This is a genomic window from Microbacterium sp. SORGH_AS_0888, assembly GCF_030818905.1.
GTDB lineage: Bacteria > Actinomycetota > Actinomycetes > Actinomycetales > Microbacteriaceae > Microbacterium.
This window is the reverse complement of record NZ_JAUTAZ010000001.1, coordinates 300348-324350: the sequence shown is the minus strand read 5'-3', so window position 1 is coordinate 324350 and position 24003 is coordinate 300348. Positions and strand designations below refer to the sequence as shown.

The following is a 24003-nucleotide window of genomic DNA, read 5'->3' as shown; positions in this document are numbered from 1 at the left end:
CTCAGACGGTGCCGGGATAGTGCCGCTCGGGAGCTCCGATGTAGAGCTGCTGCGGGCGACCGATCTTGCTCTGCGGATCGGTGACCGACTCGCGCCACTGCGCGAGCCAGCCGGGCAGCCGGCCGATCGCGAACAGCACCGTGAACATGCGCGTGGGAAAGCCCATGGCCTTGTAGATGACGCCCGTGTAGAAGTCGACGTTCGGGTAGAGCCGGCGCTCCTTGAAGTAGTCGTCCTCGAGCGCGATCTGCTCGAGCTCCTTGGCGAGGTCGAGCAGCGGGTCGCTGACGCCCAGCGCCTCGAGCACCTCGTCCGCCGACTCCTTCACGAGCTTCGCACGCGGGTCGTAGTTCTTGTAGACCCGGTGACCGAAGCCCATGAGCTTGACGCCGTCCTCCTTGTTCTTGACCCGCTCGACGAAGCGCTGCACGCTCTCGCCGGAGTCGCGGATCTGGCCGAGCATCGTGAGCACGGCCTCGTTGGCGCCGCCGTGCAGCGGGCCGTAGAGCGCGTTGATGCCCGCCGAGATGGACGAGAACTGGTTGGCGCCGGTGGAGCCCACCAGCCGGACGGTCGACGTGGACGCGTTCTGCTCGTGGTCCTCGTGCAGGATCAGCAGCCGCTCGAGAGCCCGGGACATGACGGGGTCCACGTCGTAGATCTCGCTCAGCACGCCGAAGTTCAGCTTCAGGAAGTTGTCGACGAAGCTCAGCGAGTTGTCCGGGTAGAGGAACGCCTGCCCGATGCTCTTCTTGTGCGCGTAGGCGGCGATCACGGGGAGCTTGGCGAGCATCCGGATCGTGTTCAGCTCGACGTGCTCGGGGTTGTGGGGGTCGGACTCGTTCTCGTAGTAGGTCGAGAGCGCCGACACGGCCGACGACAGGACAGACATGGGGTGCGCGGTGTGCGGCAACGCCGAGAAGAAGCGCTTGAGATCCTCGTGCAGCAGCGTGTGGCGGCGGATGCGGTTGTCGAACTCCTCGAGCTCGCTCGCGGACGGCAGCTCGCCGTAGATGAGGAGCCAGGCGACCTCGAGGTAGGTCGAGTTCTTCGCGAGCTCCTCGATCGGGTACCCGCGGTAGCGGAGGATGCCGGCGTCACCGTCGATGAACGTGATCGCGGACTTCGTCGCAGCCGTGTTGACGAACCCGTAGTCCAGCGCGGTGTGACCGGTCTGACGGGTCAGACTCGCGATGTCGATGCTGGGCGCACCGTCGGTGGCCTCCAGCACCGGGAACTCGGCTGTGCGGCCGTTCACCGTCAGAGTTGCTTTCTGCTGCTGCGAGTCCGCTCCGCTCACGGCGCCTCCTTGCGATCGATGGGTCATCGAGGTGCTTCGATCGCCGGTCGGCGATACGGCACGGCCCGCCCCTGTCGGCGCAGCCGTGCTGTTACAGCCTAGCCGTCAGAGAGGACCAGTCAGACATCGTGCAAAGGATGCCGACGGTGCTGGAGGATACCTACGAAAGCTCGGCGAGCCGTTCGGCCGCCGCGTCGATCCGCTCATCGGTGGCCGTGAGCGAGAACCGCACGTGATGCGGATGGAACCGACCGTAGAAGTGGCCGGGGCCGGCGAGGATGCCGACATCCGCGAGGCGCCCGAGGCTCTCCCACGCGTCCTCGTCCCGCGTCGCCCAGAGGTACAGGCCCGCTTCGCTGCCGTCCACGCGGAAGCCGGCCGCCGTCACGGCGGGCAGGAGGACCGCCCGTCGTGCGCGGTAGCGCTCGCGCTGCTCGGCCACGTGCGCGTCGTCGCCGAGCGCCACGGTCATCGCCGCCTGCACCGGCGCCGGGAGCATGAGTCCCAGATGCTTGCGGGCCGTGAGCAGGCGTGCCACGAGATCGGGGTCGCCCGCGAGGAACGCCGCACGGTAGCCGGCGAGGTTGGACTGCTTGCTCAGGGAGTAGACCGAGAGAAGGCCGGTGAGATCACCGTCGCTGACCGCGGGATCCAGCACGGACGGGATCGGATGCGTGTCCCACGGCGCCTCCCAGCCGAGCTCCGCGTAGCACTCGTCGCCGGCCAGCACGGCCCCGAGCTCCGCGGCGCGGGCGCGGGCGCTACCCAGCGCCGCGACATCCCACACCCTGCCGTCGGGGTTGCCGGGCGAGTTCACCCAGGCGAGGCGGGTGCCCTCCGGCCACTCCGCGGGGTCATCGGCGGCGAACGGCTCGGCGCCGACCAGGCGCGCGCCGACCTCGTAGGTCGGATAGGCCGCGCGCGGGTGGACGACGACATCGCCGGGACCCAGCCCCAGCAGCAGCGGAAGCAGCGCGACCAGCTCCTTCGAGCCGACCGTGGGCAGCACGTGCGCAGGGGTCAGCCCCGGCACTCCCCGACGCCGGGCGTACCACGCCACGATGGCCTCGCGCAGCGGCGCCGTGCCCGCCGTCTGCGGGTAGGCGTGTGCATCGGTCGCCGCACGCAGCGCCTCCCTCACCACCGCGGGTGTCGCATCCACCGGCGACCCGATCGAGAGATCGACGATCCCGCCAGGGTGTCGCCGGGCGCGCTCCGCGTAGGGGGCGACGGCATCCCACGGGTAGTCGGCGAGGTCCGCGACGCTCATCTCACTCGCCCTGGGGCGGAAGCTGCGCGACGATCGGGTGGTCCTTGTGGATCACACCGACCTTCGCGGCACCGCCGGGCGAGCCGATGTCATCGAAGAACTCGACGTTGGCCTTGTAGTAGTCCTGCCACTCCTCGGGCAGGTCGTCCTCATAGTAGATCGCCTCGACGGGGCACACCGGCTCGCACGCACCGCAGTCGACGCACTCGTCGGGGTGGATGTAGAGCGAGCGTTCGCCCTCATAGATGCAGTCGACGGGGCACTCGTCGATGCAGGCACGATCCTTGACATCGACGCACGGTAGGGCGATCACATACGTCACCCCACGAGTCTACCGGCGCGCCTGCCCCCGGATGCGCCGCAGGTCGGGCCACGCGACCACCAGCGCGGTCACGAGAGGAACAGCGACCATCCAGATGTTGACGGTGACCTCATGGGAGGCGACGAACAGCTTCGACCCGCCCTCCGAGGTCAGCGACAGCACCCACGTCGCGATCATCATGCCGAGCCCGCTCGCCAAGGCCGCCCAGCGGTCGTGGGTGAGCGCGCGCAGCGCGAACACGAGCGCTGCGGCGCCCACGACGGAGAGCACGAGGCCGATCGGAAGCCCCCAGAGGGCGGAGGCCTGGCCCACGGAGCCGGCCGCGCCGTACACGAGACCGACCGCCAGTGCGACCGCCCAGGCGCCGATGCGGTTGAGCATGCTCAGGCGTTCGCGTCCTGGCGCTTGAGCCGGGCGGCGGCCCGGCCGCGCTCGGTCGCGTCGAGCACGACCTTGCGGATGCGCACCTTCTCCGGAGTCACCTCGACGCATTCGTCGTCGCGCGCGAACTCCAGGCTCTCCTCGAGGGTGAGGACGCGCGGCGGCGTCATCGACTCGAAGTTGTCGGCCGTGGAGGAGCGCATGTTGGTGAGCTTCTTCTCCTTGGTGATGTTCACATCCATGTCGTCGGCGCGCGAGTTCTCGCCGATCACCATGCCCTCGTAGACCTCCTCGGTCGGCTGCACGAAGAACGACATGCGCTCCTGCAGGGCGATCATCGCGAAGGGCGTGACCACGCCCTGCCGGTCCGCGACGATCGAGCCGTTCTGGCGCGTCGTGATCTGACCCGCCCAGGGCTCGTAGCCGTGCGAGATCGCGTTGGCGATGCCGGTGCCGCGGGTCGTGGTCAGGAACTCGCTCCGGAAGCCGATGAGGCCTCGCGAGGGGACGACGAACTCCATGCGCACCCAGCCGGTGCCATGGTTGGTCATGTTCTCCATGCGACCCTTGCGGTTGGCCAGCAGCTGCGTGATGGCGCCGAGGTGCTCCTCCGGCGTGTCGATCGTCAGGTGCTCGAAGGGCTCGTAGGTCTTCCCGTCGATCTTCTTGGTCACCACCTGGGGCTTGCCGACCGTGAGCTCGAATCCCTCGCGCCGCATGTTCTCGACGAGGATCGCGAGCGCGAGCTCACCGCGACCCTGCACCTCCCACGCGTCGGGACGGCCGATGTCGACCACCTTGAGCGACACGTTTCCGATGAGCTCGCGGTCGAGGCGGTCCTTCACCATGCGGGCGGTCAGCTTGTGGCCCTTGACCTTGCCCATCAGCGGCGACGTGTTGGTGCCGATCGTCATCGAGATCGCCGGGTCGTCGACCGTGATCGCGGGCAGCGGTCGCACGTCCTCGGGGTCGGCGATCGTCTCGCCGATCGTGATGTTCTCGAAGCCCGCGATCGCGACGATGTCACCGGGGCCCGCCTCCTCGGCGGGATAGCGCTCGAGCGCGCGCGTCTTCAGCAGCTCCGTGACGCGGGCGTTGCTCGTGGTGCCGTCCGAGCGCACCCAGGCGACCGTCTGGCCCTTCTTAAGGGTGCCGTTGAAGATCCGGAGGAGCGCGAGGCGGCCGAGGAACGGGCTCGAGTCGAGGTTGGTGACCCACGCCTGCAGCGGGGCCTCGTCGTCGTACGCGGGCGCCGGGACGTGCTCGAGGATCGCCTCGAACAGCGGCTCGAGGTCGTCGTTGTCCGGGAGCGTGCCGTCAGCGGGGCGGTTGCGGGATGCCGCCCCCGCACGACCGGACGCGTAGACGACCGGAACGTCCAGCAGCGCATCGACATCGAGGTCGGGCACATCGTCGACGAGGTCGGAGGCCAGGCCCAGCAGCAGGTCGTGGGCCTCCTCCTCGACCTCGGCGATACGCGCGTCGGGGCGGTCCGTCTTGTTGACGAGGAGGATGACGGGGAGCTTTGCCTCGAGCGCCTTCCGGAGCACGAAGCGCGTCTGCGGCAGCGGCCCCTCACTCGCGTCGACGAGCAGCACGACGCCGTCGACCATCGAGAGTCCGCGCTCGACCTCGCCGCCGAAGTCGGCGTGGCCGGGCGTGTCGATCACGTTGATCGTCACCGGCGTCTCGGTGTGGATGCCGTTGTAGGTGATCGCCGTGTTCTTGGCGAGGATCGTGATCCCCTTCTCACGCTCGAGGTCGTTCGAGTCCATCGCGCGCTCCTCGACGTGAGCGTGCTCGCCGAACGAGCCGGTCTGGCGGAGCATCGCGTCCACGAGCGTCGTCTTGCCGTGATCGACGTGCGCCACGATCGCGACGTTGCGGAGGTCCGAGCGGAGCGCATGCGCCATGAAAGGTCCTAACAGAGGGAGGGGTAAAAGGAGGTCTGCATCGGTCCCTGAACGAGGTCGAAGGGTCCGGCACCGGCCATTCTACCGGGCGTAGGCGATGAGAACGGCGGCGACGGCCCAGACGACGAGCACCGCGAGCGCGACGAGCGCCGGCAGATCCCAGGATCGGGCGATCGTGCCGGTGCCGGAGACCGCCCCGGCACGCTCCCATTCCTCGACGATCCGGTCGGCCTGATCGACGCCGGTCGTGTCGACCACCGGAGCCTCGTCCTCGTCGCGAGGTCGCAGGGCCGGGAGCCGTCCGCCGTGCGCGGATCGACGCGGACGGCCCCGCACCGGACCGCCGAAGCAGTTCACCCGGCGTCCGTCGAGCAGCCTCACGACGATCTGATAGGCCATCGTGATGTCGGCGACCTGTCCCCACGACGCGCGCGTGACCCGGAGGAGGTTGCGCACCTCGATGCCGTCGGCATCCGTCACCACGGCCGACGCGAACAAGACCACGTAGACGCCCCAGAGAAGGAGCAGCACCCACGGCGCGAGCAGTGCGGTCTCGCGCCATCCCGAGCGCAGCAGAGCGTCGCCGAGGAGCAGGACGGCGACGGCCGCTGCCACGATGAGCCACACCGTGGCAGCGACCGGCCGGTACACGGTGCGACTCAGGCGGTGCCTCCGAGCGGGATCGAGGCGCCCGGGATCGCGTCGAGGAGCCGGCGTGTGTACTCCTGGGCCGGGCGGGTGAAGATCTCGTCGACCGTGCCCTGCTCGACCACGCGACCCCGCTCCATGACGCAGACCGTGTCGGCTACGACGCGGACCACGGCGAGGTCGTGCGTGATGAACAGATAGCTGAGGTCGAGCTCGGTCTGCAGCTCCGCCAGCAGCTGGAGGATCTGGTCCTGCACGAGCACGTCCAACGCCGAGACCGCCTCGTCGAGCACGACGATGTCGGGCTTGAGCGCGAGCGCACGCGCGATCGCGACACGCTGGCGCTGGCCGCCCGAGAGCTCGTTCGGGTAGCGCGTGAAGAGCTCCTGGGGCAGTGAGACCTGGTCGAGCAGCTCGCGGACCCGCTGCCGACGGGATGCGGCGTCCCCGACGCGGTGGATCTCCAGCGGCTCGGCGATCGTGTTGCCGATGTTGCGCAGCGGGTCGAGCGAGCCGTAGGGGTCCTGGAACACCGGCTGCATCCGGCGACGCAGCGCGAACGTGTCGGCCGCCGAGATCTTCGCGACGTCGGTGCCGTCGATCTCGATCGACCCGGAGGTCGGCTCCTCGAGCTTGAGGACCATCTTCGCGACGGTCGACTTGCCCGACCCGGACTCCCCCACGAGCGCCAGGGTCTTGCCGCGCGGGATCTCGAAGGAGACCGCGTCCACCGCACGGAAGGGCTCGCTGCGGAACCCGCCCTGACGGATGCGGTAGTCCTTCGTGAGGTCGGTCACCCGGATGGCCGGCGCGATCTCGGCGATGTCCTCGCTCGTCTCGATGCCGCGCCGCTCCACGACCGCCTGGATGCGCTGCGAGGCGATCGAGGGGGCCGCCGCCACGAGGCGCTGCGTGTAGGGATGCTGCGGGCTCTGGAGGATCTCGCGGCTGGGACCGGACTCGACGATCTCGCCGTGCTGCATGACCACGATCGTGTCCGCGCGCTCGGCGGCGAGTCCCAGATCGTGCGTGATGAGCAGAACGGAGGTCCCCTTCTCCCGCGTCAGCTCGGCCATGTGGTCGAGGATCACGCGCTGAACGGTGACGTCGAGAGCGCTGGTGGGCTCGTCGGCGATCAGCAGGGTGGGGTCGGCCGCGAGGCCGATGCCGATGAGCGCGCGCTGCCGCATCCCGCCGGAGAACTGGTGCGGGTACTGGTGCAGGCGCTTGGCGGCGTCGGAGAGACCCGCCTGCTGCAGCACCTCGATCGCGCGTGCGGTGACCGCCTGGCGTCCCTGGGCGATGCCGTTGGCGCGGATCGCCTCCTTCACCTGGAAGCCGATCGACCACACCGGGTTGAGGTTCGACATCGGGTCCTGCGGCACGTAGCCGATGTCGCGACCGCGGACGCGTTCCATCTGGCTCTTGCTGAGCGAGGTCAGCTCACGTCCGCCGAGGGTGATCGAGCCCGACGTGACGTGTCCCGTTCCCGGCAGCAGGTTCACGATGGCGGAGGCCGTCGTCGACTTGCCGGAGCCCGACTCCCCCACGATCGCGAGCGTCTGGCCCGCGTAGAGGTCGAGACTCACTCCGTGCAGCACCTCACGGCTGCCCTTCTGCGTGTCGAAGGCGACCTTGAGGTCGCGGATGCGCAGCAGCGGATCGGTCATCGGCGAGCCCTCGCTCTCGGGTCGAGGGCGTCTCGGATGAGCTCGCCCAGCAGGATGAACGCCAGGACCGTGACGGTCAGCGCGATCGACGGGTACACGAGTGCCATCGGAGCGACCTTCAACGACTCCTGTGCGTCCGAGATGTCGCGACCCCACGACATGACGCCGGGGATGCCGACCCCGAGGAAGGTGAGCGTCGCCTCGGCCACGATCGCGGCCGCGAGGCTCAGGGTCGAGATGACCAGCAGCGGGGCGATCGCGTTCGGCACGACGTGCGAGAGCAGCGTCCGGAACCTCGAGAGCCCGAGCGCCTGCGAGGCCGTCACGAAGTCGGCCTGCCGCACCCGCAGCACCTCGGCGCGCACGACGCGCGCCGTCGAGGCCCACGAGAACCCGCCGATCGCGAGTGCGAGCGTGAAGACGTTCCGCGCGTCGCTGAACACGCTCATCACGACGACGGCCGCGAGGATGTAGGGGATAGAGAAGAAGATGTCGCCCACGCGCGAGAGCACCGAGTCGAGCCAGCCGCCGTAGAAGCCGGCGTAGGCGCCCATGATCAGGCCGATCACCGAGCCGATGAGCGTCGCGAGCAGTCCGACCGAGAGGGAGGTACGAGCTCCCCAGACGATTCGCGAGAAGATGTCGCAGCCCTGGAACGTGAAGCCCAGGGGGTGTCCCGCCGCGGGTCCGCCGTTGCTGTTCGCGAGGTCGCACTGGTCGTTCGGCGGCACCTGCGTGAAGAGGGTCGGCCAGACGGCCATCAGCAGGACGACGAGGACGACGCCGACCGAGATCCAGAACGTGGGACGCCGGCGGAGGTCGCGCCAGGCGTCACGCCAGAGGCTCGACGGCTTCTCGTCGACGCGGACGGCGTCGACGGTGACGGCGGCGTCGCGCACCGGCGCGACGTAGTGATCGGGGACGGGGGCATTACTTGACATAGCGGATCCTCGGGTCCAGGAAGCCGTAGAGCAGGTCGATGACGAGGTTGACCAGCACGTAGATGATGACGAAGACCGTCACGAAGGAGACGATCGTCGGTCCCTCGTGTTGCAGCGTGGCCTTGAAGAGCGTGTTGCCGACGCCCGGGATGTTGAAGATCGCCTCCGTCACGGTCGCACCCACGAGCAGCACGCCGAAGTTGGTCGCGGAGTTCGTGATGACCGGGATGAGCGAGTTGCGGAGAACGTGCACCGGGATGACGCGGCGACGCGAGAGGCCCTTGCTGTAGGCCGTGCGCACCCAGTCCTGGTTCAGCGTGTCGATGACCGAGCCGCGCATGAGGCGCATGCTCGTGGCGAAGAGGCTGAACCCGAGGACGAGCGCCGGGAGTATGAGACCGCCCCAGTCGTTGTTGGGCCCCGACCGTCGGCTTGAACCATCCGAGCTGGACGGCGAGGAAGTACTGCGCCACGAAACACATGACGAAGATCGGTGTCGCGAGGAAGATGAGCGAGATGACGAGGGCCGTGTTGTCGAAGATCTTGCCCTTGCGGAGGGCCGAGATCGTGCCGACGACGATCGCGAGACTGAACTCGATCACGATCGCCATGATCGCCAGTCGCCCGGTGACCGGCAGCGTCCGGGCGAGCACATCGTTGACGGACTGACCGGAGAAGGTCGTGCCCATGTTCCCCTGGAGGATGCCCATGAGGTAGTAGAAGTACTGGACGATGAAGGGCTGGTCCAGGTGGTATTGCGCCTCGAGTGCGTCGATCACGCTCTGCGGAGGCTGCTTGTCGCCGAACAGGGCCAGGATCGGGTTTCCCGGCATCGCGAACACGAGGAAATAGATGAGCAGGGTCGACCCCAAGAACACGGGGATGACCTGCAGGATGCGCCTGAGGATGTATGCGAGCACCCTCACTCCTTCCGGATAAGACGGAGAACGGCGCGGCACCGGGACGGCGACGCGATGACCTCTCCTGAGAATCGTGCCCTGTCGATCGCTCGAACGCGAGCACCAACACAGACCGCGAGGCGGTGACGAGAGATCGTCACCGCCTCGCGGCTGCGATCACGCCGGGTGATTAGCCCTTGGTGATCTCGTAGTACAGCGGAACCGAGTTCCAGCCGAACGTCACGTTCGAGACCGTGTCCGCGTAGCCGCCGTTCACGTTCGAGTACCAGAGGGGAACGGCCGGGAGGTCCTTGAAGAGGATCTCCTGTGCCTTGTCGTAGTCCGCCGTCGCGTCCGAGGCGTTGGATGCCGCAGCACCCTTGGCCAGGAGGGCGTCGACATCCGGGTTCGAGTAGCCGCCGTCGTTCGAGGAGGCGCCGGTCGCATACAGCGGCTGCAGGAAGTTGTACATGCCGGGGTAGTCGGCCTGCCAACCCGTACGGAACGCCGTCTGGATCGTGTGCCCCGAGATCGCGGTCCGGAAGGACGCGAAGTCGACGTAGGGCGCGCCCGAGGCGTCGATCCCCAGGGTGTTCTTGATCGAGTTGCTGACCGCGTCGACCCAGGACTGGTGCCCGCCGTCGGAGTTGTAGCCGATCTGGAAGCTACCCGACCACGGCGAGATCGCGTCGGCCTGCGCCCACAGCTTCTTCGCCTCGTCGGGGTTGTAGGTCAGCACGTCGCTGCCCGGCAGGGAGCCGGACCAGCCGCTGATCACCGGGGAGGTGAAGTCCTTGGCCGGGGTGCGCGTTCCGCTGAAGATCGTCTTCGTGATCGAGTCACGGTCGATCGCCATCGAGATCGCCTGACGACGCAGCTGACCCTCCTGGCCGGAGAAGTGAGCGAGCGACTCGGGGATCGTGAACGACTGGAAGATCGCGGCCGGCTGGTTGACGGCCTTGTCGCCGAGCTCGCTCTGGTAGGTCGCGAGCGAGGCGCTCGGGATCGCGTCGAGGACGTCGAGGTTGCCGGACTGGAGGTCGGAGTACGCGCCGTCGAGGGAGCTGTAGAAGACGATCTTCAGCCCGCCGTTGTGGGCGGCACGTCCACCGGTGTACGAGTCGTTCTTGACGAGGTCGATCTCGACGTCGTGCTTCCACGCGCCGTCGCCGTCGAGCTTGTAGGGGCCGTTGCCGATCGGGTTCTCACCGAAGGCCTTCATGTCGTCGAACGCCTTGGCGGGCAGCGGGTAGTACGCCGAGTAGCCGAGGCGGTTCACGAAGTCGGTCGCGATCGGGCTGGACAGCGCGATCTTGAACGTCGTGTCGTCGACCTTGGTGAGGCCGGTCAGGTCGCTGTCGGCGTCCTCGCTGAAGCCGACGATGTCAGCGAACCAGGAGGCGTTCTTCTGAGCGTTGGACTTCTTGGCGCCGTAGTTCCATGCGTTGATGAAGCTGTCGGAGGTGACGTCCTCGCCGTCGCTGAACTTCTGGTCGGACTTGAGCTTGACCGTGATGGTGGACGGGTCGTCGACCGTGATCGAGTCGGCCATGTCGTTCTGCGTGGCGCCGGTGCCGTCGTAGTAGGTCAGGCCGGCGAAGATCGAGTCGATGATCTTGCCGCCGCCGGTCTCGTTCGTGTTCGTCGGGACCAGCGGGTTCTCCGGCTCGGAGCCGTTGACCGAGATGATCGCCGACGAGTTGCCGCTGGCCGACGACGACGAGCTGCCGCCGCCCGCACAGCCGGCGAGGGCGAGTGCGCTCGCGCCCAGCAGCGCGATGCTCGCGAGCGCGATCTTGGTGCGCTTCACTATTGCCTCCTATACACAGGGTTGTACGGCTCAACCGCAGGACAGGCTGAGCCGTGAATACGAGAACCCTAAGCAGCGGGCGCACAATGATCAAATGCGCCTTGCGAATGATGACAGAACTCTCATCTGTGGTTACACTCGCACCGCATTGTGCACATCCGCATCCGTTCGACCGGGAAAGCCCGGGTCACGGGCACGATTCGGAGTCTCATCCATCTTGAGCCTCCATCCCAGAACATCGACGGCGTGGGCGCCCGGCACAGACAACTGATGCACAAACGAAACATGATGGTTACGCACCGGAATGTGCGACGCTGATCCGATGCGAAGCGCCGTCATCCGCGCCTGGGATCCGCCGTCCGCCGAGGGCGGCCTCCGTGCGCGCTACATCTGGGAGCTCGTGCTCGTTCTCGCCCTCACGGTGGGTCGCTCCGCGCTGTACTCCGTCCTCTCGTTCGTGCGCACGCTCGAGGAGGCGATCGCCACGCAGACCTCGGTGGGGGCGCAGAGCACGCAGCTGAACCCCCCGGCCGACAGCGCGGCGTTCTGGGACGCGCTCTACCAGTTCCTCGCCGTGTTCTTCGCGCTCACGACGGTGGCGCTGGTCGTGTACCTGCTGTGGGAGCCCGGCGCGAACGCGCTGCGACGCATCGGGCTGGACTTCCGCGGATTCGGCGGCGACGTGGGACGAGGACTGCTCCTCGTCGCCGTCATCGGCGTCCCGGGGCTCGCGCTGTACGTGGCCGGGCGGCTCCTCGGCCTCACTCTCGAGGTGTCCGCATCCCCGCTGGACGCGGCGTGGTACACGGTGCCGATCCTCGTGCTGTCGGCGCTGCGCGCGGGCCTCACGGAGGAGATCATCTTCCTGGGCTACTTCTTCGACCGGCTGCGGCGGCTCGGGTGGGGCTGGTGGACGATCATCCTCGCGATGGCCGGGCTGCGGGCCGCCTACCACGCGTATCAGGGCTTCGGCTCGATCGTGGGAAACTTCGCGATGGGCGTCGTGTTCGGCTGGTGCTACCGCCGGTGGGGCCGCGTCATGCCGCTCGTGATCGCGCACACCGTGATCGACATCTTCGCCTTCGTCGGATACCCCCTCGCCGTCGCCCTGTTCCCCGCCGTCTTCTAACCCCCTCCCTCCGAGCCCCGCCCCTACCGCGAGACCAGTCCCGCACGCCGAGACCGGTGGTTTTCTCGCCGGTCTCGGCGCCCCGGACTGGTCTCGCGGTCAGAGCACCGTGTCCTCCCCAGGGTGCGGGCCGGGGGCTCGCGTCCACATCCGGGGGATGTCGGATGCCGGCGCCCCGGACCGTCGGCCACCGTGGGGCGATGACACACTCGCTCAGCGTCCCCGCCGTCCTCCCCTCGCCCGTCCCGCTGTTGCGCGCGAGCGAGATCCCGCATCCGGAGCTCGCGCTCGCGCGCGGCGAGCTCGCCCACGTGCGCCGCGGCGTCTACGCACCGCACGAGCAGTGGGCGGGCCTTCCGCCCTGGGAGCGCTACCTGGCGCGGGTGCACGCGGTCGCGATCTGCATACCCGACGTCGTGTTCTGCGCCGAGTCCGCTGCCGCGCTGCGCGGGCTGCCCGTGTTCGGACACCCCCGCGAGGTCCACGTCCTCCGAGACGACGGCGCCGACGCCGGCGTGACCGGCGACCTGCGCATCCACACCGCATCCGGCCCGCGCGAGATCGCCGACCTCGGCGGCTACGCGGTGACGGACGATGGCGACACCGCGGTCGACCTCGCGCGGCATCGGCATCCCGCGATCGGCCTCGCCGTCGCCGACGCGGCGCTGCGACGGGACCCCGCGCTCTCGGTCGAGAATCTCGTCGCTCGCAACGAGGCACGGGCCTCGAGCCGCGGACGACGCCGCGCCCGCTGGTCGCTCCACCGGGCGAACGGGGATGCCGAGACCACCCTCGAGTCGATCAGTCGGGCGGCGATCGCATGGCTGGGGTTCCCCGAGCCCGAGCTCCAGCGGTGGTTCACGGCGTGCGACGGCCACCGCGACCGGGCCGACATGTGGTGGCCGACCGAGCAGGTGATCGGCGAGGCCGACGGCGACCTGAAGTACGACGGCCGGTTCGGCGATCCCGTGGCGGCGATGCGCGAGCGGCGCCGTCGCGACGCCCGCCTGCGCGACCACGTCCGCAGCGTCGCGCACTGGGCCTGGGACGAGGTGACCGAGTTCACCCGGCTGCGGAGCATCCTGCTCGGCGCGGGGCTCCGCCGCATCCAGCCCGAAGACACCGCTCGGCTCCTCGAGCTCCGTCGCCTGCTCGCCCCGCTCTCGCCATCCCCGTCCCCATACCCGCGAGACCAGTCCGCGCCGCCGAGACCGGCGGTTTAACCACCGGTCTCGGCGCGCGGGACTGGTCTCGCGGTCAGGACGCGGTCAGGGGCAGGCGCAGAAGAGGTTGCGGTCGCCGTAGGCGTTGTCGATCCGGCGCACGGGCGGCCAGTACTTGCTCCGCACGAGCGCGGGCACCGGATAGACCGCCTGCTCACGGGAGTACGGATGCGTCCACTCGCCGACCGCGATCGAGGCCGCCGTGTGCGGCGCGTTCACGAGCGGGTTGTCCTCGGCCGGCCACTCGCCGGCCGCGACCCGGTCGGCCTCGGCCCGGATCGCGATCATGGCCTCGACGAAGCGCTCGATCTCGCCGAGGTCCTCCGACTCCGTCGGCTCGACCATGAGCGTGCCGGCGACCGGGAACGACATCGTCGGCGCGTGGAACCCGTAGTCGATCAGCCGCTTGGCCACGTCGTCCACCGTGATGCCTGTGGCCTCCCGCAGCGGACGCAGATCGAGGATGCACTCGTGCGCCACGAGACCGCCCTCGCCCGCGTACAGGACCGGGAAGTGCTCGCGCAGCCGTGCGGCGACGTAGTTGGCCGCGAGCACCGCCGCCCCTGTCGCCGCGCGCAGTCCCTCGGCTCCCAGCATCCGGATGTACGCCCACGAGATCGGCAGGATGGACGCGGATCCGTAAGGCGCCGCCGCGACGGGACCGCCCTCGAACACGAAGCCCCGGGCCGAGAGTGCCCCGTGGCCCGCACGCGGCGAGAACGGGTGCGAGGGCAGATACGGCGCCAGGTGCGCCTTGGCGGCGACCGGTCCGACCCCGGGCCCTCCCCCGCCGTGCGGGATCGCGAACGTCTTGTGCAGGTTCAGATGCGACACGTCGCCGCCGATGTCGCCGAAGCGCGCGACCCCGAGCAGCGCGTTGAGGTTCGCGCCGTCGATGTACACCTGACCTCCCGCATCGTGCACGGCCTGCGCGATCGTCGCGATGTCGCGCTCGTAGACGCCGTGGGTCGAGGGGAACGTGATCATGAGCGCCGCCAGCTCGGTCGCGTGCGCCGCGACCTTGGCCCGCAGGTCCTCGAGGTCGACGTCGCCGTGCGCATCGCAGGCGACGACCTCGACCCGCATCCCCGCGAGGACGGCGGAGGCCGCATTGGTCCCGTGCGCCGACGACGGGATGAGGCAGACCCGCCGCTCCGGCTCGCCGTTCGCCTCGTGGTACCCGCGGATCGCGAGCAGCCCCGCGAGCTCGCCCTGCGAGCCGGCGTTCGGCTGCAGGGACACCGCGTCGTAGCCCGTGACCTCGGCGAGCCATGTCTCGAGCTGCTCGATGAGCGCCAGCGACCCCCGGACATCCGTTTCGGGGGCGAAGGGGTGCACGCGGGCGAACTCCGGCCACGACGACGCCGCCATCTCGGTCGCGGCGTTGAGCTTCATCGTGCACGACCCGAGCGGGATCATCCCGCGGTCCAGTGCGTAGTCGCGATCCGCGAGCGTCTTGAGGTAGCGCATCATCGCGGTCTCCGAGCGATGCGTGTGGAAGACCGGATGCCGCAGGTACTCGTCGACGCGGAGAAGCCCCTCGGGCACCCCGTCCAGGGGCGTCACCTCCGAGAACGCGAGCCCCTCCGGGCCGAAGGCCGGCAGCCCGAACGCCTCGGCGACGGCGGCCAGGTCCCTCGCATCGGTCGTCTCGTCCACCGCGACGCCCACCGTCGCGTCATCGATCCATGCGAGCTGGTAGCCGGCCTCGCGAGCCCGATCGATCACGTTCCGCGCCGGTCCCGGCGTCACGACACGGATCGTGTCGAAGAACGCCTCGTGACGGACCGCGAGCCCGAAGGAGCGAAGCGCGGCCGCGAGCGCCTGGGCCTTGCGTGCGACGTCGGTCGCGATGCGCCGCAGCCCGTCAGGCCCGTGGTAGACGGCATACATGGCCGCCATCACGGCGAGCAGCACCTGCGCCGTGCAGATGTTGGAGGTCGCCTTCTCGCGCCGGATGTGCTGCTCGCGCGTCTGGAGCGCGAGTCGGTAGGCGTTCTCGCCGTCGGCGTCGCGCGAGACGCCGACGAGCCGGCCGGGGAGCTGCCGCTCCAGCCCTGAGCGCACCGCGATGTACCCGGCGTGCGGCCCGCCGAAGCCCATCGGCACGCCGAAGCGCTGCGTCGTCCCGACCGCCACGTCGGCACCGAGCGAGCCGGGTGAGCGCAGGAGCGTGAGGGCGAGGAGGTCCGCGGCGACGACGACGAGCCCGCCCGCCGCCTGGACCGCGCCGATCGCCGGCGCCGGATCGGCGATCCGCCCGGACGCGCCCGGATACTGCAGGAAAGCACCGAATGCGGCCGGGAGCTCCGCGGGATCGTCGAAGGCCGCCTCGCGCACCTCGATGCCGATCGCGCGCCCGCGGTGGTGCAGCAGCGCTCGGGTCTGCGGCAGCGCGTCCGCGTCGACGAGGAACACGTCCGAGTCCGTGCGGGCGGCGCGGCGAGCCAGCAGCATCCCCTCCACCGCGGCCGTGCCCTCGTCGAGCAGCGAGGCGTTGGCGGTGGGCAGGCCCGTCAGATCGGCGACCATGGTCTGGAACGTGACGAGAGCCTCGAGCCGGCCCTGCGAGATCTCCGGCTGGTAGGGCGTGTAGGCGGTGTACCACGAGGGGTTCTCGAACACGTTCCGCTGGATCACCGCGGGTGTCACGGTGTCGTAGTAGCCGAGGCCGATCATGGCGCGTGCGGGCCGGTTCTGGGAGGCGAGCACGCGCAGCTCGTCGAGAGCCTCGCGCTCGCTCGCGGGCGGCAGGAGCTCGCTCGTCTCCCGCGACGGACGACGCAGGGATGCCGGCACGGCGGCGTCCAGGAGGGCGTCGAGGTCGGCGTAGCCCAGGGTGGCGAGCATACGGCGCTGGGCGTCCGCATCCGTGCCGATGTGACGGGCGGCGAACGCGCCCGTCATGACGCCGCGCCGGTGAGGGTCGTGTAGGCCGCCCGGTCGAGAAGACCGGCCGGCAGCTCGCCGTCGATCTCGACGCGGACGAGCCAGCCCGCGCCGAAGGGGTCGGCGTTGACGAGCGACGGGTCGGAGTCGACCTCGCCGTTGACCTCCAGCACGCGCCCGCTGACGGGGGCGTACAGCTCCCCCACGGACTTCGTGGACTCGATCTCACCGCACACCTGTCCGGCGGTGACGCGCCCCGCGACGGCGGGGAGCTCGACGTAGACGACGTCGCCGAGCTGCGTCGCGGCGTAGTCGGTGATCCCGAAGGTCACGACGGCGCCGTCGACGGCGACCCACTCGTGCTCGGGCGTGTAGCGCAGGGTGTCCAGGTCGACGGTCATTTCTTCCTCCGGTAAAAGGGCAGTGCGGTGACGGTGGCGGGCAGGTGGACGCCGCGGATGTCGATTCCGACCCTCGTGCCGGGTGCGGCGGACGCCGGCTCGAGGTAGGCCATCGCGATCGGATGGCCGAGCGTGGGGCTGAGCGCGCCGCTCGTGACCTCGCCGACGACGGCGCCGTCGAGATCGCGCACGGCATAGCCGGCACGGCCGGCGCGCCGACCGTCGGAGACGAGGCCCACGAGCACCGGGGCGTGCGGGTCCGCCGCGGCCGCGTCGCCGCCGACCACGTGCGCCAGGCCCGCCTGTGACGCACGTACGGCGCGGGTGAGCTCGTGGCCGTAGAGGGGCATCCCGGCCTCGAGGCGCAGTGTGTCGCGTGCAGCGAGTCCCGCGGGGACGAGTCCGAGCGGGGTGCCCGCGGCGAGGATGCCGTCCCAGAGGTCTTCGGCACGTGTGACGGGAACGAGCAGTTCGAAGCCGTCCTCGCCCGTGTAGCCCGTGCGGGCGATGAGCACGCGCGCGTCGAGGAAGGTCGCTCGCGCGCTGCGGAACGACCGGAGCTCGCCGAGGGCCCCCTCGACGGCCAGCCCCGTCACGAGGGAGAGGATCTGGGCCGCCCGCGGCCCCTGCAGAGCCACGAGCGCCATCCGATCGGAGACGTCTTCGACGTCGGCGTCCGGTGCGGACGGGACCGAGGCGAGCGCTCGTCCCACGGCGTCGCGGTTGCCGGCGTTCGCGATCACGAGGTAGTCGTCGGCGCCGGTCCGGTACAGGATGACGTCGTCGACGATGCCTCCGTCGTCGGCGAGCACCAGGGCGTAGCGCGCGAGGTGCTCGCCCATGCCCCCGGCGCGGCCGCCGAGCACGCGGTCGAGGAGGCCGACGGCTCCCGCCCCCGTGACGCGGAACTCCGCCATGTGCGAGACGTCGAACAGGCCGGCGGCCTCGCGCACGGCCCGATGCTCCGCGAGCTCGGATCCGTAGCGCAACGGCAGCTGCCAGCCGCCGAAATCGGTGAAGACGGCGCCGAGCGCTTCGTGCCGCGCGAACAGCACGGTGCGTCCCGGCGGGTGGGTGGAGCGGGGTTCTGACATGAGTTCTCCCGGATCGGGTGGGCGCGTGAGCGCCCGCTGAACTCCCCCTCTGTCATGGGCCTGAGAGCTTCGCTGCCGGTCGTGGGTGACGATCGGCGGCTTTCACCGTCGGCGGATCCCGCAGGATCGCTTTCCAGAGTGGCCCGACCGCGGCGGTACGCGTACCTGAGAGATTGGCGGGGAGGCTTGCTCCTTCGGTGCTCGGCGCGACGTCTGCCGAGGCTCTCCCGCAACGGTCACAGGGCCGGTGTGGACTTGTGGCGCCAGCATAGCGGTCGGATGTCGCGACACGCCCTTCGGCTCCGAGGTCGGCGTGGCGTCCCGCCCGCGTCAGCGCGCGCAGGCCCCCGTCGCGACGGGCGACGCAAGGCCGGCGGCCTGCGCGGCGACGGGCTGGAGCTCGTTCACCGTCATGGCGTAACCGACCTGCGAGCCGTCGTCGGCGCGGGCGAAGACGACACCGGCGACCTCGCCGGCCGCCGTGAGCAGCGGCCCGCCGGAGTTGCCCGGCTCGACGGTGGCCTGGAGCGCGTAGATCTCGCGGGGCGCGGTGCCGCTGTCGTAGATGTCCGGCACCTGAGCGACGCCGACCGAGCGCACGACCGCCTCGCGGCTCGTGAACGGCCCGCCGTAGGGGTACCCGTCGAACACGGCGGCCGCACCGCGGGACAGCACATCCGACAGCGCGAGCGGGGGCGCGCCGTGCACGTCGACGGCGATGACGGCGAGGTCGTCGACCGGATCGAAGTAGACGACCTTGCCGTCCGCCGCAGCGCGTCCGGGCAGCTCCACGACCGGGTCGTCGACGCCCGCCACGACATGCGCGTTCGTCACGACGCGGTCGGGCGCCACGACGAAGCCGCTCCCGGTGAGGTTCTGCCCGCACGACGGGGCGGCGCCCGAGACGCGGGCGACCGACTGAGCGGCGGCGTCGAGCGCAGGGTCCTGGAGATCGACCGGTGGCGCCGTCTCGGGCGCGGGCCCGAGCTCGATGAGCTGCCCGAGCCTGGGCAGGCCGTCCGTGAGCACGGCCTGACGCACCTGGGCGATCGCGGCGGTGACCGGCGTGGGGGTGATCGACTCGATCGTGCCCAGCACCCGCGACGAGGCGACGGCCGCGGACACGGTCGGGATCCCCGCGACGGCGACGCTCTGTGCGACGAGTGAGATCGACAGCGCCGTCAGGACGAGGCTCAGCGCGGCGCCGAGGATGCGATCGAGGGGCTTCAGATGGAGCCGGTCGGTGCGGCGCCGCACGGCCGCTCCGATCGCCGATCCCACGGCCGTGCCGACGACGAGGAGCGCGGCACCCGTGGCGAGCACGACCGTGCCCCGCCATTCGGGCGACGGGACGAGCGGCCCGACGACGGGCATCAGCCACCACGCGGCGATACCGCCGGCGACGAGTCCGATGAGCGCGCCGAGGCTCGCGATGAGGCCGCGCGCGGCGCCACCGACGACCGCCAGCACGAGGAGCGCCACCAGGACGACATCGATCACGATCGCGAGCATGCCTCCCCTTTCCGCCCGCCAGCGTAGAGGGAACCGCTGACAGGGTGCTGGAGTTGCGGTTCGAGTCACCCTGACATTAAGATCGACACCGAGTTAGAGTCACCATGACCAGAACCAGTGCACCCGCCTCGACGACCCGCGACGCGACCGACGCCGCGCGAGTCGCCGTCTCCACGGTCATCTTCAGCCTCCGGCGTGATCCCGGCGACGACTGCCCCCGGCTCGTCCTTCCGCTCGTGCGCCGCACGCGTGACCCGTTCAAAGACCTGTGGGCCCTTCCCGGCGGGTGGCTCGATGCCGCGGAGGGTCTGGAGGACGCCGCCTCGCGCACGCTCGAGGAGACCACGGCGCTCACGCCCAGCTACCTCGAGCAGCTCTATGCGTTCGGCGACGTCGACCGCTCCCCCACCCGCGTCGTCTCGATCGTGTACTGGGCGCTCCTGCGGGCAGAGGAGGTCGACAGCCAGGTGGCCAGCCACGCCGCCGCGGGGACCGCGCCGGAGAACGTGCGCTGGTTCGCCGCATCCGACCTGCCGCCCCTCGCGTTCGACCACGATCAGATCGTCGGCTACGCGCTGTGGCGGCTGCGCAACAAGGCCGGCTACAGCCGGATCGCGCACGGGCTGCTCGCCGAGGACTTCACCCTGAGCGAGCTCCGCGAGGTCTACGAGGCGATCCTGGACCGGCGGCTGGACCCGGCGAACTTCCGACGCCAGGCCGAGGCATCCGGAACCCTCATCCCCACCGACCGCTTCCGCACCGGCAGTCATCGGCCGGCACGGCTGTACCGATACGACCAGGATGTCGAGCTCGCCGATCGCGGCCCGCTCGGCGTCCGAGAATCGAGGACGAGATGACCACGACACCCCTCACGCTCCAGCCCGGGCCGATCGATCCCTCCGTTGACCACGAGATCCAGGCGATCGTCGCCGGCGCGACGGGCGGCACGACCTGCACGACCGATCTCGCCGCCGGGCCGTGGATCTTCGACACGCGTGCCGGGTACGGTCCCGGCGCGTCCATGGGCGACGTCATCCCCACGGGATCCCCGCGCCAGGGCGCGCTGCCGCAGGAGTACCGCGACGCGGCCGACGACGAGCTGCACGCCCGCATCCGGGCCGCGAAGCAGACGCTGGGCGACCGTGTCGTGGTGCTCGGGCACTTCTACCAGCGCGACGAGGTCGTGCGACACGCCGACTACGTGGGCGACTCGTTCCAGCTCGCCAACGCCGCGCTCGAGCACCCGGACGCGGAGGCGATCGTGTTCTGCGGCGTGCACTTCATGGCCGAGACCGCCGACCTCCTCTCCGGTCCCGAGCAGGCCGTCATCCTCCCGAACCTCGCGGCCGGCTGCTCGATGGCCGACATGGCCGACATCGACCAGGTCGAGGAGTGCTGGGAACAGCTGGCCGAGCTGTACGGCGACCTGGACGCCCCGGACGCCGAGGGCCTGCTTCCGGTGATCCCCGTGACGTACATGAACTCCTCGGCCGCGATCAAGGGCTTCGTCGGCCGCCACCAGGGCATCGTCTGCACCTCCTCGAACGCGCGCACGGTGCTGGAGTGGGCGTTCGCCCGCGGGCGGCGGGTCCTCTTCTTCCCCGATCAGCACCTCGGCCGAAACACCGCGAAGTCGATGGGCGTGCCGCTCGAGCAGATGCCGATGTGGAACCCGAACCGGCCCCTCGGCGGCTCCGACGAGCGAACCCTGGCGGACGCGCGCGTGATCCTCTGGCACGGCTTCTGCTCCGTCCACCGGCGCTTCACCGTGGAGCAGATCGACAAGGCCCGCGCCGAGCACCCCGGCGTACGGGTCATCGTCCACCCGGAGTGCCCGATGGCGGTCGTCGACGCCGCCGACGAGGCCGGCTCGACCGACTACATCCGCAAGGCGATCGCGGCGGCCACCGAGCCCACCGCGTTCGCGATCGGGACCGAGATCAACCTCGTGCAGCGGCTCGCCGCCCAGTACCCCCAGCACGAGATCTTCTGCCTCGACCCGGTGGTCTGCCCGTGCTCGACGATGTACCGCATCCACCCCGGCTACCTCGCCTGGGTGCTGGAGTCGCTCGTGGCCGGCGAGGTCGTGAACCGCATCACGGTGCCGGACGACGTGGCGGCGCCGGCGCGGCTGGCGCTCGAGCGGATGCTGGCGGCCCGGCCGTGAGCGCCGCGGACCGCACCCCGGTCACGGCCGTCGTCGTCGGCAGCGGCATCGCGGGCCTCGTCACGGCGCTCCACGCCGCGGCCGCCGGCGCCGCGGTGACGCTTGTCACGAAGGATGTGCTGGAGAGTGCGAACACCCGCTACGCGCAGGGCGGCATCGCCGCCGTGATGTTCGCCGAGGACAGCGCCGAGGCCCATCTCGCCGACACGCTGGCGGCGTCGGCGGGGCTCGCGGACCCCGAGGCGGTGCACGTGCTCGTCGACGAGGGACCGGACCGCATCCGCGAGCTCGTCGCGCTCGGTGTCGCGTTCGACCGCACGCCCGAGGGCGCGTTCCGTCGCGGGCTCGAGGCCGCGCACTCGTTCCCGCGCGTCCTGCACGCGGGCGGCGATGCGACGGGCGCCGCGATCGAGCAGGCGCTCGTCGCGGCGGTCCGTGCGAGTGCCGTCCGGGTCATCGAGCATGCCTTCCTGCTCGACGTCGTCGTCGCCGACGGCCGTGCGCGCGGGGTCGAGCTCCTGGTGGACGGCCGGCGGATGCGGCTGCGCACAGACGCGGTCGTTCTCGCCACCGGCGGGGCCGGGCAGCTGTACGCCCACACGACCAACCCCGTGGTCGCGACCGCCGACGGCATCGCCGCGGCGCTCCGGGCGGGAGCGGCGGTCGCGGATCTCGAGTTCGTGCAGTTCCACCCGACCGTGCTCGCCGCGGGCGAGCCGTTCCTCGTGTCCGAGGCCGTTCGGGGCGAGGGCGCCGTGCTCGTCGATGACAGCGGACGCCGTTTCGCGTTCGACGCCCACCCCGACGGCGAGCTCGCGCCTCGCGATGTCGTGGCTCGTGCGATCTCCCGGACGATCGCACGTCAGGGCGGCCGCCCCGCGCTGCTGGACGCGACGGCGTTGGGCGGCGCCGACACCTCCGGGTTCCTCGCCGAGCGCTTCCCGACGATCGACGCGGCGGTGCGCGAGCGGGGTCTCGACTGGGCGGACGCCCCCATCCCCGTCACGCCCGCCGCGCACTACCTGATGGGCGGCGTCACGACGGACCTGCACGGCCGGACCACGGTCCCGGGCCTCTACGCCGTCGGCGAGACGGCGCGAACCGGCGTGCACGGCGCGAACCGCCTCGCGTCGAACTCGCTTCTGGAGGGCGCGGTCTTCGGCGCGCGGACCGGTGACGTCCTGGCCGCCGACGCCGCACGCAGCGCCTGGCCGGTCGCGGTCGCGATGCCGACCGCGCCGAGCGACACCGTCCGGCCGGTGCCGGCGCGGCATGCGACGGCGTTCTCCCGCAGCGCGCTGCAGCAGCTCATGTGGGAGTTCGTGGGGCTGGAACGGGATGCGACGGGTCTGCGTCGGGCCGCCGACACCCTCACGCGCTGGTCGGCGGAGCACCGCGAGCCGCGCACGATCGCCGACTTCGAGGACGAGAACCTGCTTCGGGTGGCCCGAGAGGTCGTGGCGGCCGCGGAGCGCCGGACCGGCTCGGTCGGCGCGCACTTCCGCGCCGACGACCCGGGCACGGGAGGAAGCGCGCCGGCGGAGCCGACCGCGGCGGTGGTCGCATGCTGACCCGGGCCGTGATCGATCGCACCGTCGCAGCCGCCCTCGCGGAGGACGCCCCCTGGGGCGACCTCACGAGCGAGTCGCTCATCCCCGCGCACGCCGTCGCCCGCGCCGAGCTCGTCGCGCGCGAGCCCGGAGTGCTCGCCGGTGCCGAGGTGTTCGAGGCGGCCTTCCGGCTGACCGATCCCGCCGTGCGTGTCGAGCTCCGTGCGGGCGACGGCGATCGCTTCGACACCGGCGACGTCCTGGCGACGGTCGAGGGACCGGCCCGGGGGGTGCTCTCAGCCGAGCGGGTGGCGCTGAACTTCGTCCAGCGCATGAGCGGCACGGCGACCCTCACCTCGCGGTTCGTGGCCGAGGTGGCCCATACCGGCGCACGCATCGCCGACACCCGGAAGACCACGCCGGGCCTGCGCGCGTTCGAACGTCACGCGGTCGTGGCCGGTGGCGGACACAACCACCGTTTCTCGCTGTCCGATGCCGTCATGGCCAAGGACAACCACCTCGCGGTGCTGACGGCCTCGGGCCTGTCGGTCACGCAGGCCCTGCAGACCGCGATCGCGCGGCTCCCCCACACGACGCACGTGGAGGTCGAGGTCGATCGGCTGGACCAGATCGAGCCGGTGCTGGCAGCCGGGATCGGCACGATCATGCTCGACAACTTCTCGATCGACGATCTCGCGCGCGGCGTCGAGCAGGTCGCCGGCCGTGCGATCGTCGACGCGTCCGGCGGGGTCACCCTGGAGACCGTTCGCCGGATCGCCGAGACGGGTGTCGACGTCATCTCCGTCGGCGCCCTCACGCACGGCGCGCGCGCTCTCGACCTCGGACTGGACATGGCCGTCGGGCTCCCCGACCCGGTGTGACGA

19 protein-coding genes, 1 pseudogene and 1 riboswitch are annotated in these 24003 nt (G+C 70.5%); of the genes and pseudogenes, 6 read left to right on the top strand and 14 right to left on the bottom strand.

The window, feature by feature from the left end:
* Position 1: 1 nt before the first annotated feature.
* The 10 genes and pseudogenes from QE381_RS01530 to QE381_RS01485 all read right to left on the bottom strand — a co-directional run bounded on the left by QE381_RS01530 (position 2) and on the right by QE381_RS01485 (position 11154).
* The gene (locus QE381_RS01530; protein ID WP_373426889.1) at positions 2-1327 is read right to left on the bottom strand and encodes a citrate synthase; all 1326 of its coding nucleotides are present in this window, start codon (positions 1325-1327) and stop codon (positions 2-4) included.
* Between the two features lie 133 nt (positions 1328-1460).
* Positions 1461-2570 (bottom strand): succinyldiaminopimelate transaminase, encoded by a 1110-nt coding sequence (dapC, locus tag QE381_RS01525; protein WP_307214852.1) that lies wholly within the window; start codon positions 2568-2570, stop codon positions 1461-1463.
* A gap of 1 nt (position 2571) precedes the next feature.
* Positions 2572-2892, bottom strand: a complete 321-nt coding sequence (fdxA, locus tag QE381_RS01520) for a ferredoxin (protein ID WP_307214850.1) — start codon at positions 2890-2892, stop codon at positions 2572-2574.
* Positions 2893-2901: 9 nt separating this feature from the next.
* A complete protein-coding gene (locus QE381_RS01515; protein ID WP_307214848.1) occupies positions 2902-3273 on the bottom strand; it encodes a DUF6113 family protein in 372 nt (123 codons plus the stop codon).
* A 2-nt stretch (positions 3274-3275) separates the two neighbouring features.
* Complete coding sequence (typA, locus tag QE381_RS01510; protein WP_307214846.1) at positions 3276-5186, bottom strand: translational GTPase TypA; 1911 nt, start codon at positions 5184-5186, stop codon at positions 3276-3278.
* Positions 5187-5267: 81 nt separating this feature from the next.
* Positions 5268-5837 (bottom strand): PH domain-containing protein, encoded by a 570-nt coding sequence (locus tag QE381_RS01505; protein ID WP_307214844.1) that lies wholly within the window; start codon positions 5835-5837, stop codon positions 5268-5270.
* A gap of 8 nt (positions 5838-5845) precedes the next feature.
* The gene (locus tag QE381_RS01500) at positions 5846-7504 is read right to left on the bottom strand and encodes an ABC transporter ATP-binding protein (protein ID WP_307214842.1); all 1659 of its coding nucleotides are present in this window, start codon (positions 7502-7504) and stop codon (positions 5846-5848) included.
* Positions 7501-8445: an ABC transporter permease gene (locus QE381_RS01495; protein ID WP_307214840.1), complete on the bottom strand. Its 945-nt coding sequence runs from the start codon at positions 8443-8445 to the stop codon at positions 7501-7503. The genes QE381_RS01500 and QE381_RS01495 overlap by 4 nt, the downstream gene beginning before the upstream one ends.
* Positions 8435-9365: pseudogene (locus tag QE381_RS01490) on the bottom strand (ABC transporter permease). The gene QE381_RS01495 and the pseudogene QE381_RS01490 overlap by 11 nt, the downstream one beginning before the upstream one ends.
* 169 nt (positions 9366-9534) lie before the next feature.
* Positions 9535-11154: an ABC transporter substrate-binding protein gene (locus QE381_RS01485; RefSeq protein WP_307214838.1), complete on the bottom strand. Its 1620-nt coding sequence runs from the start codon at positions 11152-11154 to the stop codon at positions 9535-9537.
* Positions 11155-11476: 322 nt separating this feature from the next.
* Between QE381_RS01485 and QE381_RS01480 the strand changes: the two genes are divergently transcribed.
* Together QE381_RS01480 and QE381_RS01475 are read left to right on the top strand one after the other, a co-directional pair.
* On the top strand, positions 11477-12283 hold the full coding sequence (locus tag QE381_RS01480) for a CPBP family intramembrane glutamic endopeptidase (protein ID WP_307214836.1): 807 nt from the start codon (positions 11477-11479) through the stop codon (positions 12281-12283).
* Between the two features lie 200 nt (positions 12284-12483).
* The gene (locus QE381_RS01475) at positions 12484-13506 is read left to right on the top strand and encodes a hypothetical protein (RefSeq protein ID WP_307214835.1); all 1023 of its coding nucleotides are present in this window, start codon (positions 12484-12486) and stop codon (positions 13504-13506) included.
* A gap of 45 nt (positions 13507-13551) precedes the next feature.
* Here the strand turns inward: QE381_RS01475 and gcvP are convergent, their stop codons facing one another.
* The 4 genes from gcvP to QE381_RS01455 form a co-directional block, all read right to left on the bottom strand.
* Positions 13552-16413 carry an aminomethyl-transferring glycine dehydrogenase gene (gcvP, locus tag QE381_RS01470; RefSeq protein WP_307214833.1) on the bottom strand — a complete coding sequence of 954 codons (2862 nt, stop codon included), beginning with the start codon at positions 16411-16413 and terminating at the stop codon, positions 13552-13554.
* Positions 16410-16796: a glycine cleavage system protein GcvH gene (gcvH, locus tag QE381_RS01465; protein ID WP_307214831.1), complete on the bottom strand. Its 387-nt coding sequence runs from the start codon at positions 16794-16796 to the stop codon at positions 16410-16412. The genes gcvP and gcvH overlap by 4 nt, the downstream gene beginning before the upstream one ends.
* The gene (gene gcvT / locus QE381_RS01460; RefSeq protein ID WP_307214829.1) at positions 16793-17890 is read right to left on the bottom strand and encodes a glycine cleavage system aminomethyltransferase GcvT; all 1098 of its coding nucleotides are present in this window, start codon (positions 17888-17890) and stop codon (positions 16793-16795) included. The genes gcvH and gcvT overlap by 4 nt, the downstream gene beginning before the upstream one ends.
* Positions 17891-18033: 143 nt before the next feature.
* A riboswitch (glycine riboswitch) is annotated at positions 18034-18130 on the bottom strand.
* Positions 18131-18220: 90 nt separating this feature from the next.
* Positions 18221-19402, bottom strand: a complete 1182-nt coding sequence (locus QE381_RS01455; protein WP_307214827.1) for a MarP family serine protease — start codon at positions 19400-19402, stop codon at positions 18221-18223.
* Positions 19403-19506: 104 nt separating this feature from the next.
* On the opposite strand from QE381_RS01455, the gene QE381_RS01450 reads away from it, so the two are divergent.
* From QE381_RS01450 to nadC, 4 genes are read left to right on the top strand one after another with little or no spacing between them, the layout of a single operon-like run.
* The gene (locus QE381_RS01450; RefSeq protein ID WP_307214826.1) at positions 19507-20259 is read left to right on the top strand and encodes an NUDIX domain-containing protein; all 753 of its coding nucleotides are present in this window, start codon (positions 19507-19509) and stop codon (positions 20257-20259) included.
* Positions 20256-21569, top strand: a complete 1314-nt coding sequence (nadA, locus tag QE381_RS01445; RefSeq protein WP_307214824.1) for a quinolinate synthase NadA — start codon at positions 20256-20258, stop codon at positions 21567-21569. The genes QE381_RS01450 and nadA overlap by 4 nt, the downstream gene beginning before the upstream one ends.
* Positions 21566-23140 carry an L-aspartate oxidase gene (gene nadB, locus QE381_RS01440; RefSeq protein ID WP_307214822.1) on the top strand — a complete coding sequence of 525 codons (1575 nt, stop codon included), beginning with the start codon at positions 21566-21568 and terminating at the stop codon, positions 23138-23140. Before nadA ends, nadB begins: the two co-directional genes overlap by 4 nt.
* Positions 23134-24000, top strand: a complete 867-nt coding sequence (gene nadC / locus QE381_RS01435) for a carboxylating nicotinate-nucleotide diphosphorylase (protein ID WP_307214821.1) — start codon at positions 23134-23136, stop codon at positions 23998-24000. The genes nadB and nadC overlap by 7 nt, the downstream gene beginning before the upstream one ends.
* The last annotated feature ends 3 nt before the right edge of the window (positions 24001-24003 follow it).